Consider the following 12,664-nt stretch of genomic DNA (forward strand, 5'->3'; position numbering starts at 1 on the left):
AAGCGGGAACATTTTTTAGAAATAACTTTAGGCAAATGGCTAACCGGTATATAACGGAATCAGATATTAAGACCGGAAACTGAAAAGTTTTTTAAACCATCTAAATTTAGTGGTGCAGTTCCATGACATATTTTTTATGTTTCTTTATAGAAAAAAGAGGAAATAGTAAAGATACAATTATATTTAGAGGGAGCTCATTTATGATAAACAAAATAAACGAAGAACTAGAAGCTTATTGCGCGAGTGAATATTCAAAGCTATCACGGGTGATCGTCTGTGAACCACGTTATATGGAAATCCGGGAGATCATTAACGAAACTCAAAAAGAGTTTAAAGATGAAAATATCGATCAGGCACTTGCCTTGAAGCAGCACGCTCAATTTATAAAGGCCCTTGAACATGAAGGGATTGAAGTCATAAAACTTCCCCCACAATTTACATATCCAGAACAAGTCTTTACGAGAGATATCGGTTTCACTCTTGGCAATACCGTTTATGTAGCTGAGTTGGCAACAGGAATCAGACAGGGTGAAGAACAAATATTGAAATCCTGGCTAGAAACGAATGGAATCTCTTATTTCAACCTCCTCAAAAATCATATTGAGGGCGGGGATGTCCTTATAGACGGAAAGACCATCTATATTGGAATCAGTGAAAGAACAGATGAAACATCCGTCAAGCATCTTCAAACCTTATTACCGGAATACGATGTCATCGCGGTTCCTTTCATTGAAACATTCCTTCATTTAGATTGTGTTTTCAATATCATATCACCTACAGAGGCGCTTATTTTTCCAGAGTCCTTTACAAAAAAAGAGATGGATTTATTAGCTTCACGTTATGACATGATTGAAGTATCCAAAGAAGAACAATTCACCTTAGGAACAAACGTGCTTTCGATTGGGAATAAAAAATTATTTAGTCTACCATGTAATAAACAGGTAAATAGTCAGCTTCGTGAACGCGGTTACGAAGTCATTGAAGTCGATATTAGCGAAATCATCAAGTCCGGTGGCTCTTTCCGATGTTGCACAATGCCACTATTGAGGACAACGAATAAGAAGACTGATTCAGCCTGAGCAGAATGAAAGAATCCGGACTTGTATGGAAATCCGGGTTCTTTCTCCTTTTTTATTAAAGCACAGCTTAAACATTCGACTTCCGCCGTTTTTCCATTAGATAAAGTAATTCCCCTCATAATATCCTCCAAATGATTACCCGATAAAAAGCTGGCTGCGGTCAATTAATCCGGTAAATGAGTTTTTATGTTAATGCTTGTCTGGAGTTTTTTGAAAGTATGGATCTCCTCCTTTTAATTATGCAGCAGTCTTAATATGATATTTGATTCCTTTCTATTTAACTGTACATACTGGCTATGTTTATCCGTCGTCAATTCTACGATATTTTCATCAGGGTTAACCCAAACATAATATACCGGTATTTTACCTTCGATTTTTTCATCATCATTAAAATAAAAGATGAAGTCCGCCTTAGGAAGATCCTTCTCCAACGCGAATTCTTCCCAATCTGCATTCTTTACTATTTCTTTTGTTTTTTCTGTTTTCCCCATTTCTATCTTTTCTTTATATAATTCGAATTTGTAATGTTCACCTTCATATTTTTGAACGGAAATATGTTCTTGCTTTGTTGAACAACCTGAAACTAACGTTATTGATAATAGGCTAAGAGCAACTAGCAGATGTTTTCTCTTCATTACTATCTCATCCCCCATACCTGAATGGATTAATTATCCAATATTTCATTTTACTAGTCCAATCAAAAGAGTAATAGGAATGTTTATCGATTCATATCAGAACCTTATATCCTTTTGGCATATGGCTGCATTCAATTTAAACAGAACAGAAGGATGCCCATAAGCCTTTTCTTGTTTAAAAGGCTTATCTAAAATTTGATAATATTGAATTATCCTTGCTATAATTTTCAAGAGATAGTGTTTAGAAAAATAAGATTGAAAGGGGAATGTAAAATGAATTATGTAAAAAATCAGCTAACGGTCATGCGCGGCAATCTTTTAAAAGAAATCGAGGGAATCAAACCAGAGTTCATGGATGTGCAGCCTGAAGGTTTTAATAATACAATCCATTGGCACCTTGGACATGTCCTTACTGCAGCCGAAAATTTTTTATTGAAATCCAACAGTGAATTGCCAGCGAATTACGGCCAACTATTCGGTTATGGTTCAAAACCAGCGGACTGGACAGGGGACGTACCTACCGTTGAAGTATTAAAGCAACAGCTGCATGAGCAACTTGATCGACTTCTTGAAATTCCGGAAGAACGATTGACGGAAAAAACAGCACAGCCTTTCAACGGAATGGAAACAGTGGGGGAATTCATTAACTTTATAGTGCTTCACGAAGCCAATCATATTGGACAAATTCACGCAATGAAACTCTTAATACAAGCCAATAACTGATTTTAAGCCATAACTGTCACTCTATTTTTTCTTGAAATAGGAGTGGCGGTTTTTTTATTTACAGTAGAATATGCTGTTTAAGTAAGGTCTTGAGTATGGGTGCTTTTACTTGTGAGTTCGAGCGTTACTCGTGAATTCCAACCTTTTACTCGTGAATTTTCAGAAACACTCGTGAATATAATAAAAAGGAGCCCCCGCTCCATAAGCGAGGGCTTTCATCTAATCATTCTCTTTCAGTAAGCTAAGTAAACGCCTCTTCAAGTCATCTGGTCCTGGTTATCCATATAATCACTGTATGCTTTTTCTGCTGCGGCTTCCGAAGTGAACAAAGCATCATCATCCTCAATCGTATGAAATGTATCGTTCAGGAACAAGGCAACTGCATTGGGATCCTTGGGATGCGGGACAATTTCCGCTGCCCTGATATTTGAAACTGTAGGAACATGGGGATTATTATATATCACAAACACCTCGTCACCGACTTGCACTTCTTTTGCATTGATTACACCCATTGAATTCTTCCTTTCCATTACTGATTTCCCTTTAGTTTATGGAAAGAAACTTATAATTATTTATGAAAGATAATATGCCTCGCAAGCGGCGTTATCTGAATGGGGCCCCTTCTATATGAAGGAGCCACGCCCTTCATTTAAGCATATTCATCTTTTGTAAAAATTCGATCGGATGCTGTTTCCGGAAAAATTCCCTAAGCATATAGGCAACACCGTCTTGATCATTGGAGCGCGTTACCCATTTTGCCACTTTCCTTACTTCCTCATCCGCATTGCCCATGGCAACTCCCAGACCAGAACCAGCAATCATCTCCATATCATCCAATCCATCACCAATCGAGACGATTTCCGTTCTTTTCACCTCTAAATGGTCCGCTAAATACAATACACCGCTCCATTTAGAAACACCCTTCGGAACGATTGTCAGTTTATGTCCTGGGTGTAAGAGTGCATCCACTTCAGGGAACATTTTCTTTATCAATTTCAACATATCATTTCGATCACTTTTTTCTGGAAATATTATGTCCATCTTCGTCGGGGCCATCGGATGGTCAACAAGCTCTTCACTGATATCATCCACATAATTTTGAGCATAAATATTTTGGTCATTCAAATACATAACCGATTTACCAAGCAAATTCTCCGGAAGGTTCACCCGATTGCCCAACGAGTATTTTTCATGAATGAGCAATATTTGGCACGTGGTCTTTTCAAGCATTTGCACGAGCTCTGCAGTCAGTTCTTCCGAAATTCTTTTTACCATTATCGGCTTTTCCATGGAAGCTCCGACAAAGGCTCCTTGCTGAGCAACGATCATCGGATTTATTTTTAGGGCTTTGGCCACTTTTTTTGCTGAGTGATAGTTTCTTGACGTCACAAGTGCAACATGGACACCTTTTTGGTGAACATAATCTATTGCTTCTTTAGTCGATTTATTTAAACGGCCATTCGACTGGAGTAATGTCCCGTCGATATTGACCGCAAGTAGTCGATATACCATGCTGATCTCCCCCATCTGTAGTATCCTCTTTCAAAATTTATGACTAAAATTTCGAGAATAGAACAAATAGTGGTTCACGATCCTTGCACTTGTGCTTTCAGGGAACAAAAAAACCCCCAACCATTATAGAAGGGAGTCTCCAACTGCTTATTGCTGTTGATCAGGCAAGCCATATAAATCTTCAAGCGGCTTCATGATAATTTTATTGAGGTCTGCGATGACCATGCTCATCCGTTGTTCAGCTTCCATCAATTGTGAAATGGTTGGGTTTTGTTGGACAAGCTGTACCGTCTTTTGTGCTTGCTCAACCTCTTCCGGTGCAATCTCCTGTCCCATCATTTGCTTTTGCTGCAATGACATTTGAAGATTACGGAAGTTTTCAAACATTCCTTTTGTTGCTTCATCAGAATTCACAAGATCATATAAGCGTTGCAAATCGGCATATTCATTACTTGCCCTAATCGCCTTTTCCATTTCATACGCTGCATCATATACGTTACTCATTTATTTCCCCTCCCGGTAATCATTGTATTCCTACACCTTTTCCACTATAACAAATCCGATTGAGAATTACACGTCATCCTATTAAAACAGTTACTAAACCTTGAAATAAACCGATGATTCCACCAAGCAAGGCCCCAAGGTATGTGATCATCGACAATTCCTTCTTAGTGATGGAAACGACCATTTCCTCAAGTCGGGACACTGAAAATGACGAGACCTGTTCTTCCACGATATCGTCCAAACGCAGTTTTTGGAATAGCGGCTGAAAATGATTGATTAAGTACTCGGCACCTTTACCCACAAAGATCGGGACGCCCTTTTCCACGATGATGTCCGAGAAATTGGCAGTCAATTCTCGAACCGGCTTATTCAGGATCGAAGCGACAGGCAGCATTTCAGCCGTTTTTTCGGTAATCAATTGTTTTATCGTTTCTCTTCCTATCAGTCCCTCAATTTTCTCTACATCCCATTTCTCCAGATTTCTCCACTCTTTCACCATCATCACTGACAATATATCATTCGTTCTCGATTGTTCAAAGAATTTAATGATTTCCGGCTGAATCTTATCAATTAATTTTTCGTTTCCAATGAACATCTGAATTAAATTGATCAGCTTGCCACGTTCCTTGAAAAAATCATCCAACATGTCTTCAAGACGGCTTTTGCCTTCTGTACTGTCAAAATATTCCTTCCCCCTTTTCACGATGAAGCGTGACAAATCAGGAATCGAGTCGAGGGCTTTTTGCTGAAGGTGCAGAGGGACGATATCTTTCAAGCTCTTGGTCCTGTTCTCTTCCGACCATGTTTCATATTTACCAAGAATGAATGTTTGTAATCGCTGTTCTAACGTAAATGAAGAATTCTTCATTCCCAATTGATCAAGCAATTGAGCGGTACTTTTTTCCGTGGACAATGCTTTCTTTACTTCTGCCTGGACGAAAATTTTCATATTCTGTATAGAGGCATCATTGATGACTTTACTTTGAATGCTTTCTGGCGTGATTAAATGATCGACCACCAATTTACCTAATTGTTTGGCTAACTCATCCTGCCGCTTCGGAATCAACCCTGGTGTCAACGGCAGCTGTTTCCCGAAAATATAGATTGGCTTATACGGTCTGAATAGCATTCTGATAGCCAATAAATTAGTGAAGCCACCTATTACAGCACCAACGACAACCATAAACAGTATCTTTACCCAAAACTCACCCATGAAATTTCTCCTTTTATTGCCTGAAATAAAGGCTTGATGACACCTTCTAATTAAAAAATCATAGAATGTGTTATCCACTTTTGCCCATCATTTAATTATTAAAGGATATCAAACTTAGTGCAAACGGGGAATTATTATGAACCTTAACCATCAGAAAGTTTACATTACGGTAAATCCCGCAGAGACTAGAAAGAAGGCGCTATTGTTTATCGAAGAAAAACTATTTGAGGAATGGGGCCTTCAATTTGGAGAACCCGTAACGATAATCGCTGGATGCCGTTCGGTCCCGGTACTTGTCCAGCCATTTCCGTCATCCCAGCCAACATTGAAACTTTCATATGATATGAACCGAATTTTATCCTTACCCGATTTTTCCGATCCAATCTCCGTCTCATACCATGCGGAAGGAAGGTCGATTAAAATAGGCCCATTCTTCGCTTCACTCATGAACCAGACTCCCTTGCAGGACGGGACATTCGGCGAGATGGAGAAATTTTATCAGGAAATGAAATCATATTGTAATCAGCAGGGCATCCCCTTCTATTTAGTAAAACTGCAGTCTCTTCAAGATGGTGTTGTGGAAGGCTACCTGCCAGGGCAAGATGGCTGGAAAGCCTTGCGCCTCCCCATTCCTGATGTATTTTATAACCGGATACATTCGCGGAAACTTGAGCAATCACATTCTTTCAAGCTGTTTAAAACTGAACTGGAGGAACGATCGATTCCGATGTTCAACGGAAGGTTCCTCTCCAAACATGATGTACATGAACTGCTAATCCTAGAAGATGATCTGTTGCCAAATTTGCCAGAGACGATACTGTTTAACGAAAAGGAATCTTTCTTGAGTTTTATAGAAAAGCATTCGGTAATCTACTTTAAACCCGCATCAGGCAGCCAAGGCAGGAATATTTGCAGATTAACGCAAGTAGCTGAAAAATGGAAAATCGAGCAATCCGGACATCTCCAGAATGTACATTTTGCTGATACGGATGAAAAGTTGTTTGAAACCTTAAAAAGATTTTCCAGAAAACGATCCTTCATTCTTCAAAAAGGGATTTCCCTATTCGAAATAGATCAGAGAAAAGTTGATTTCCGTATACTACTTCACCGGAACGATCAGCTTGAATGGAAAGTTTCATCAATGGTTGCCCGGATTGGGGACCCTGGTACCATTGTTTCCAATCTTGCACAAGGCGGATTGATGAAAAATGGGCCGGATTTTCTAAAAGAAGCATTTGAACTTCAGGACGCCAGCCGCATATATCAAAAGCTTGTACGGCTGGCTAAAAACACTGCACAGGCCTTAGTCGAAAACCTTGACGATTCATTCGGTGAGCTAGGGATTGATTTAGCACTGGATACCGATACCCATCCATGGATCATCGAAGTGAATTCAAAACCTTCAAAAAAATTCCAAGGCAACTATGAAACCTTTCGTCCATCAGTAAAATCAATCATCGATTTCATGCTTGCCCTTAACCGCGAAAACCATCCATAAAAGGAGTTGCTAGCACGTGTTAATAGGATTAATGGCCGCGTCGGATACTCATGAAAACAACTACTTCACCGAAATAGCCAAAACCGCTAAATCATTTAATATGAAAGTTTGCAAATTTTCACCGGATAATATTGATATGGATCTGAAAAAGGTGAGGGGCGAGCATTTTGATGCCGAGAACGAAACTTGGATCGCCACCTCTTTTGATTTACCTGATTTTGTATATGATCGCTGTTTTCATGGTTTAGTCCGTGAGTCAACGGAAACGCGACACAAAATCGATTGGTTAAAAGATAACTCGAATTTCTTAGGGCTGGGCCTTCCTGGTAAGTGGGAAGTGTACCAAATCCTAAAAAACCATCCACACCTACAGGCATTTTTTCCAGAGACCGTACAAGTGACGACACCTGAAGATATTACCGATCATTTGGAACGCCTGGATAAAATCATCATCAAACCTGAATTCGGTGCAGGCGGTACAGGAATCTATCTCCTTTCAAAAACCGAAGACGGCACTTTGGTTTCCATGACGAAAAAGGGCACCAAATATGACCGCCAATTCTCCTCCAAATCTCAGCTTAACAAATGGCTGCAGCATTTATTAAATCGATACCGTTACCTTTGCCAGCCATATTTGGAACTTTGCAGCCAAAATAATGAGCCATTCGATTTACGGATTTTACTTCAAAAAAACGAGAAGAATCAATGGATGGAACGGGGCCGCGGAATTCGTATGGGACAAAAAGATGGAATTACTTCAAATCTTGCCACAGGCGGGGAAGCCATTTCATTGGATACCTTCAACAAAAGAAACCCGGAAACGATTTCGATTGCTGTCGAACAAAAGATTCAGCATATCCTTCGCACCCTGCCCGTAGAAACCGAAGCTGTCTTTGAAAGATTATTCGAGTTGGGAATTGATCTTGGCATCGATAAAAAAGGCCAAATATGGATAATGGACATTAACTCGAAGCCCGGTAGGAAAATCATTCAGGCACTACAGCCGGAGACCATGAAAGATATTCATCGTGCACCGTTTGAGTATAGCCAGTATTTAGCCGAACAGCTTCAGAAAGCAGGTGAATAGGAAGTGAGAAAGACTTATCCTGCCGAAATTGCCGCTATCCCTGGCAATGTTCTCTACTACCCTTCAGAGCTAGGAGATTTGGCAGAGATTGAATTAATTTATTTCGGACGACATTCATGTCCTGCCATCGTCAAACAAAACCCGGCCGTCAATCAATCAATCGTGCTATCGGAAAGTCTTGCGGAATCTCTAATATTCGATCATACCGATATTCCCCTTCATTTATTCATATACGGCAAGAGCATCCATATCGGACCGCTTGTCGGAATCTTTTCCTCAGGCTTCACTGGCCTTTCAAACAAACCATTAGGGGAGAGGTCGGAATTTTTCGCAAAGCTCCTTTCGCTTAGCAAGACCACAGGCTGTATTCCCTTTGTTTTTGGAGAGAATGTAATCAATTGGGATGAGGAGACAATCAAAGGCTATGTATTTGATAACGATGACTGGCACATTAATGAATTTCCTTTTCCCAATGTCATCTATGACCGGCTCCCAAATCGGTTGACGGAAAACCGTGATGGGCCTAAAGAAGTGAAGCAGAAATTTCAAAAAAAATATACCATACCATGGTATAACCCTGGATTTTTCAATAAATGGGATGTAAATGAAAGGTTATGCGCAGATGAGCGGGCACTGCCTTATTTGCCGGAAACGTATCCATTTCAATCCATATCCGTGGTGGAAACCCTTCTTTCCCATTACCGGCAAGTTTATATAAAGCCTATTCACGGCAGCCTCGGTCTAGGGATTCACCAAATTCTTTATGATAAGCATGAGAATGTTTACTATTGCCGCTATACAAATGAAGCAAAAGAAAATAAACTGCAAAGGTTTTCGACATTGGAATCCATCGTTAAACATATTTTTCACGACCGCCCGATAGAGAATCTTATCGTACAGCAGGGCATCCCATTAATTCGATCTGAAAAACGTCCAGTGGATTTCCGGGTCCATACGAACAAGGACAGTGATGGAAAATGGCAGGTGACCGCGATTGCCGCAAAGATCGCCGGCGCCGGCAGTGTCACGACCCATATTAAAAGCGGGGGTGTCATCAAAACGGTTGCCGAACTGTTCGGAGATGACGATGAGGCGAAAGAAGTCGAACGAAAGCTATCGGAAGCAGCACTGATTTTAAGTGACAGTATAGAAAAGAACTTGGACGGCATCATTGCAGAAATAGGATTTGATTTTGGATTGGATAAAAAAGGGCAGGTTTGGATGTTTGAAGCCAATTCCAAACCTGGACGTTCCATCTTCTCCCATCCAAAACTCAAGGATTTCGAATTGCTGACCAGAAAGCTAAGCCTTGATTATGCCATTTATCTTACGGAACAGACGATTACGAAATCAATCAGTGTGCCGCAATGAACATTTTTTACGATATCCCCACTGAAAATTGGTACCACACTCATGAGAATGCGGAACTTTTCGCCGGCTCTGCCAAAGAAGAAATCAGCTATAAAAAGGACCATTCGAATCAACCTCTAATTCCAATCACAATATTTCCGGGTAACCGGATGCTTGCCGTCGGAATTTTAACTGTTCCCAATCCCAAAAAGGAATCAGGTTTGGGTGGAAACCTGACCCTTTTTCGGGACCTATCATTATATTTATTGAAACATGGAATATTGGCGTATGTATTCACAGGAAATGCCCTTCATTCCGAGTCGATGAGAGGGTATGTTTTTTCCTCCATTTCAAACAAGTGGATCGAATGTAAAGTGCCCTTCCCTGACATCGTCTATAACCGTATCCCCTCGAGGAGCTATGAGGCGTCAGAGGAATTCCAACATCTTATCACACATTTTAAAGATTACCGAATGAATCTATTCAACCCCTGTTTTATAGATAAATATGTGATGTTCGAAGCATTAGTTGAAGATGGATCCCTCACCAATCACCTTCCGCCCACCATGATCTTACGAAACAGCAGTTGCCTTGATGCTTTCCTGGAGACCTACAGGCATATATACCTTAAACCATGCAAAGGAAGCCAAGGGAAAGGCATCTATACCATTATCAAAAATGATGATGATACTCTATTGTTCAATAGCTTAAAACATAGTGAGTCCTTCCCGGATTTTGCATCCTTCTGGGAAACGAAAAAAAGGGATTTATTAAAAAGGAGCTATCTTGCTCAACAGGCGATCACACCAAAAAAACTTGTTGGACATCGTTATGATTACCGGATTCTCGTCCATTATGAAAAAGGTTTTTATAAAGTGACCGGCAAAGCGGTAAGGATGTCACAAACTCAGGAAATCACCACCCACACTCCCCGAGGCGGGAAGCTTTTTCCTTATCAAGACCTGCAATCAAGAAGCCTGAATCTAAAATTAGCGAATATTGCCCAGAAATGCGGTGAGATACTTTCAAAAAAAATCGGGTTTCTCGGAGAGTTTTCCATTGATATAGGAGAAGACGAATCGGGCGCGCTCTTCATATACGAAGTGAACTCAAAGCCCATGCAATTCGATGAGGAGGAAATTGAAACAAACAGGCTTTTGCATTTAAAAAATCTTTTCATTGAATTAACTTTTCCCAACCTGACAATAAAATAACACCTCCAGTTGCCGTTTTCCATTATAATTAAATGAGAAACTGTATATATGGAGGTAATACATATGATCACCCATTTTCAATGGGCACCATTGCATAAGAATCTGCCAGGATGGAAAATTTCCTTTTATTTCAACAAGCAGGCAGTCCAAGCATTGTATCATAAAGATGGATCCATCGAGTGGACAGCCAATCCGCCTTCCGAAACAGATGAAACCAAACTCAAAAGCATGATACATGATTTAATGGTCTTCCATGTATATGAATGAACCCTCAATACATTCATGAAATCGCTAAACGGAATAAAAAAAACTCCTTTGCCTAAACTAAAGAAAAGGCTAGGAGGGATTTATTTTGGATAAAGAAAAAATGACATTTTTGAAGGATACCGAATATGATGGCAAGGACTCCGTTTATTTAGATATCGACCGTATCATCAATGAAGGAATGGCGGGCGGAAATGTGTATGAAGTCGCTAACCTTCAGAACATCGAAGAAGCACATGATTTTTATGATGAAACAGATCCCAATATCAATAAATAACAATGGCGGGCGCTCTTATGGAGAGCCCTCCTTTATATCAGTCAGAGCGTTAAAAAGACAAAATCAAATAGTTCCATTCTCCATCACATTCAAAATATTTTCGTTTAATATCGATGTAATGATATGCTCTGAATCCCATTCATGCCCAGATATTTCGATAAGGGGATAGCGATTCGGTAAAACGAACTGCTGGATTTCATGAACGGTCAGCCCTTGAGAATGCAAGAGGAAAATTTCCCCTCGGAGATTTTCAAGATAATCAAGTTTTTTCCGAAACATTTCCTTCCCATCAGGAACATACCCAGCATGGCAGCAAAACACTTCCCCGAAGTCATATTGAAGCAATCTTTTTATGGAATCGATGATGACCGGAACAGACTCTTCCCGTAAGACAAGCTTTGTTTTTGGGGTTACGAAAAGGTCTCCTGAAAAGAGTACGCCATTATTGTGATTCAAATACACCATATGGTCCTTTGCATGACCTGGGGTAAAAATCGGCTCCCACGTTTGGGTACGGGAATGAATGGCCTTCCCTAGCGGCTCAGCTTTAAAGGCATCTCTCTTTCCCCAGAAAACTTTACGATATTCAGGATATACTGCATCCTTTGCACAAACCTCAACCGACATCGGGTGAATGAAAAGAGGGACCTTTTTATGCTCCTGTATCCATGCAGCGCCCCCAGTATGGTCTTCATGATAGTGAGTCAGGGCCACTGAGTCGAAGTCTGCGGACTCATAGAATGGAATGAGCTCTTCCATTAATATCTGTGCTCCAGTATCTATCAATAGGCCATCCGTTAAAAAGACATAAACACTCATCCCCGCCTTGTTCCCGCCAGGAGTCCCATGCACACAAACGACATCATTTATCGTCTTAATCTCTATCATTCAATTTCCTCCCCATCATTGTACAAAAATAGTTTCATCTTCCTTTTTTTAACTTTACTATAATAAATGTAGTACCACTTTACCTTTTTGACAAGGAAATATCGGAATAATTAACCTGGATGAAAATGCAGGATTATTGCATAATCGCCCTTTTTCCATGAATCGTTTTATGGACTGTACCAAATTTAACGACAAAAAAAATCAAAGAAACGATTGACATTGTCGGATTTTACAAATAATATAGATTATATTATAAAACTTGAAATATTCTAAAATAATAATTTACTTATCAAGAGTGACGGAGGGATCAGGCCCTGTGATGTCCGGCAACCGCCCTTAGGGAACGGTGCCAATTCCTGCAGAATGATTGCATTCTGAAAGATAAGACGAGATATAATTTCGCTGCCTCTTTCTGAATGA

The 12,664-nt window shown here is 40.1% G+C and carries 14 protein-coding genes and 1 riboswitch; of the genes, 8 read left to right on the top strand and 6 right to left on the bottom strand.

Going from position 1 to position 12,664, the window contains the following annotated elements; all coding sequences use genetic code 11:
* Nucleotides 1-200: 200 nt before the first annotated feature.
* A complete protein-coding gene (locus tag ACIQ0C_RS18930) occupies nt 201-1,079 on the top strand; it encodes a dimethylarginine dimethylaminohydrolase family protein (RefSeq protein ID WP_402836611.1) in 879 nt (292 codons plus the stop codon).
* A gap of 233 nt (nt 1,080-1,312) precedes the next feature.
* On the opposite strand, the gene ACIQ0C_RS18935 is transcribed toward ACIQ0C_RS18930, so the two are convergent.
* On the bottom strand, nt 1,313-1,714 hold the full coding sequence (locus ACIQ0C_RS18935) for a hypothetical protein (protein ID WP_403062706.1): 402 nt from the start codon (nt 1,712-1,714) through the stop codon (nt 1,313-1,315).
* Between the two features lie 273 nt (nt 1,715-1,987).
* Here ACIQ0C_RS18935 and ACIQ0C_RS18940 point away from each other — a divergent pair, with 273 nt between their 5' ends.
* Nucleotides 1,988-2,437, top strand: a complete 450-nt coding sequence (locus ACIQ0C_RS18940; RefSeq protein ID WP_402836615.1) for a DinB family protein — start codon at nt 1,988-1,990, stop codon at nt 2,435-2,437.
* A 257-nt stretch (nt 2,438-2,694) separates the two neighbouring features.
* On the opposite strand, the gene ACIQ0C_RS18945 is transcribed toward ACIQ0C_RS18940, so the two are convergent.
* From ACIQ0C_RS18945 to ACIQ0C_RS18960, 4 genes are all read right to left on the bottom strand, one after another.
* Entirely contained in the window at nt 2,695-2,967 is a 273-nt protein-coding gene (locus tag ACIQ0C_RS18945) for a transcriptional regulator SplA domain-containing protein (RefSeq protein ID WP_230160273.1), read from the bottom strand.
* A 115-nt stretch (nt 2,968-3,082) separates the two neighbouring features.
* On the bottom strand, nt 3,083-3,949 hold the full coding sequence (locus ACIQ0C_RS18950) for a Cof-type HAD-IIB family hydrolase (protein ID WP_403062709.1): 867 nt from the start codon (nt 3,947-3,949) through the stop codon (nt 3,083-3,085).
* 147 nt (nt 3,950-4,096) lie between these two features.
* Nucleotides 4,097-4,453, bottom strand: coding sequence for a YlbF/YmcA family competence regulator (locus ACIQ0C_RS18955; protein WP_076367313.1), 357 nt, complete (start codon nt 4,451-4,453; stop codon nt 4,097-4,099).
* Nucleotides 4,454-4,526: 73 nt separating this feature from the next.
* The gene (locus ACIQ0C_RS18960; RefSeq protein ID WP_403062712.1) at nt 4,527-5,666 is read right to left on the bottom strand and encodes a DUF445 domain-containing protein; all 1,140 of its coding nucleotides are present in this window, start codon (nt 5,664-5,666) and stop codon (nt 4,527-4,529) included.
* Nucleotides 5,667-5,802: 136 nt separating this feature from the next.
* Between ACIQ0C_RS18960 and ACIQ0C_RS18965 the strand changes: the two genes are divergently transcribed.
* From ACIQ0C_RS18965 to ACIQ0C_RS18990, 6 genes are all read left to right on the top strand, one after another.
* The gene (locus ACIQ0C_RS18965) at nt 5,803-7,164 is read left to right on the top strand and encodes a YheC/YheD family endospore coat-associated protein (protein WP_403062715.1); all 1,362 of its coding nucleotides are present in this window, start codon (nt 5,803-5,805) and stop codon (nt 7,162-7,164) included.
* Between the two features lie 16 nt (nt 7,165-7,180).
* Nucleotides 7,181-8,251, top strand: a complete 1,071-nt coding sequence (locus ACIQ0C_RS18970; RefSeq protein ID WP_403062718.1) for a YheC/YheD family endospore coat-associated protein — start codon at nt 7,181-7,183, stop codon at nt 8,249-8,251.
* A gap of 3 nt (nt 8,252-8,254) precedes the next feature.
* Nucleotides 8,255-9,622 (top strand): YheC/YheD family endospore coat-associated protein, encoded by a 1,368-nt coding sequence (locus tag ACIQ0C_RS18975; protein WP_403062720.1) that lies wholly within the window; start codon nt 8,255-8,257, stop codon nt 9,620-9,622.
* Nucleotides 9,619-10,815, top strand: a complete 1,197-nt coding sequence (locus ACIQ0C_RS18980; protein WP_403062723.1) for a YheC/YheD family endospore coat-associated protein — start codon at nt 9,619-9,621, stop codon at nt 10,813-10,815. The genes ACIQ0C_RS18975 and ACIQ0C_RS18980 overlap by 4 nt, the downstream gene beginning before the upstream one ends.
* Nucleotides 10,816-10,878: 63 nt before the next feature.
* Nucleotides 10,879-11,082 carry a YheE family protein gene (locus ACIQ0C_RS18985; protein ID WP_403062726.1) on the top strand — a complete coding sequence of 68 codons (204 nt, stop codon included), beginning with the start codon at nt 10,879-10,881 and terminating at the stop codon, nt 11,080-11,082.
* Nucleotides 11,083-11,167: 85 nt separating this feature from the next.
* A complete protein-coding gene (locus tag ACIQ0C_RS18990) occupies nt 11,168-11,356 on the top strand; it encodes a hypothetical protein (protein ID WP_053534060.1) in 189 nt (62 codons plus the stop codon).
* Between the two features lie 63 nt (nt 11,357-11,419).
* Here the strand turns inward: ACIQ0C_RS18990 and ACIQ0C_RS18995 are convergent, their stop codons facing one another.
* A complete protein-coding gene (locus tag ACIQ0C_RS18995) occupies nt 11,420-12,244 on the bottom strand; it encodes an MBL fold metallo-hydrolase (RefSeq protein ID WP_403062729.1) in 825 nt (274 codons plus the stop codon).
* Nucleotides 12,245-12,527: 283 nt separating this feature from the next.
* A riboswitch (SAM riboswitch) is annotated at nt 12,528-12,632 on the top strand.
* The last annotated feature ends 32 nt before the right edge of the window (nt 12,633-12,664 follow it).

This window comes from Peribacillus sp. NPDC096448 (genome assembly GCF_044762675.1).
Classification (GTDB): domain Bacteria; phylum Bacillota; class Bacilli; order Bacillales; family DSM-1321; genus Peribacillus; species Peribacillus frigoritolerans_B.

Bases quoted from the DNA above. Each gene is read 5' to 3' on its own strand.
- ACIQ0C_RS18935 (WP_403062706.1), bottom strand. From the start codon at position 1,714: ATGAAGAGAAAACATCTGCTAGTTGCTCTTAGCCTATTATCAATAACG.
- ACIQ0C_RS18960 (WP_403062712.1), bottom strand. From the start codon at position 5,666: ATGGGTGAGTTTTGGGTAAAGATACTGTTTATGGTTGTCGTTGGTGCT.
- ACIQ0C_RS18930 (WP_402836611.1), top strand. From the start codon at position 201: ATGATAAACAAAATAAACGAAGAACTAGAAGCTTATTGCGCGAGTGAA.
- ACIQ0C_RS18940 (WP_402836615.1), top strand. From the start codon at position 1,988: ATGAATTATGTAAAAAATCAGCTAACGGTCATGCGCGGCAATCTTTTA.
- ACIQ0C_RS18985 (WP_403062726.1), top strand. From the start codon at position 10,879: ATGATCACCCATTTTCAATGGGCACCATTGCATAAGAATCTGCCAGGA.
- ACIQ0C_RS18980 (WP_403062723.1), top strand. From the start codon at position 9,619: ATGAACATTTTTTACGATATCCCCACTGAAAATTGGTACCACACTCAT.
- ACIQ0C_RS18995 (WP_403062729.1), bottom strand. From the start codon at position 12,244: ATGATAGAGATTAAGACGATAAATGATGTCGTTTGTGTGCATGGGACT.
- ACIQ0C_RS18965 (WP_403062715.1), top strand. From the start codon at position 5,803: ATGAACCTTAACCATCAGAAAGTTTACATTACGGTAAATCCCGCAGAG.
- ACIQ0C_RS18945 (WP_230160273.1), bottom strand. From the start codon at position 2,967: ATGGAAAGGAAGAATTCAATGGGTGTAATCAATGCAAAAGAAGTGCAA.
- ACIQ0C_RS18950 (WP_403062709.1), bottom strand. From the start codon at position 3,949: ATGGTATATCGACTACTTGCGGTCAATATCGACGGGACATTACTCCAG.
- ACIQ0C_RS18955 (WP_076367313.1), bottom strand. From the start codon at position 4,453: ATGAGTAACGTATATGATGCAGCGTATGAAATGGAAAAGGCGATTAGG.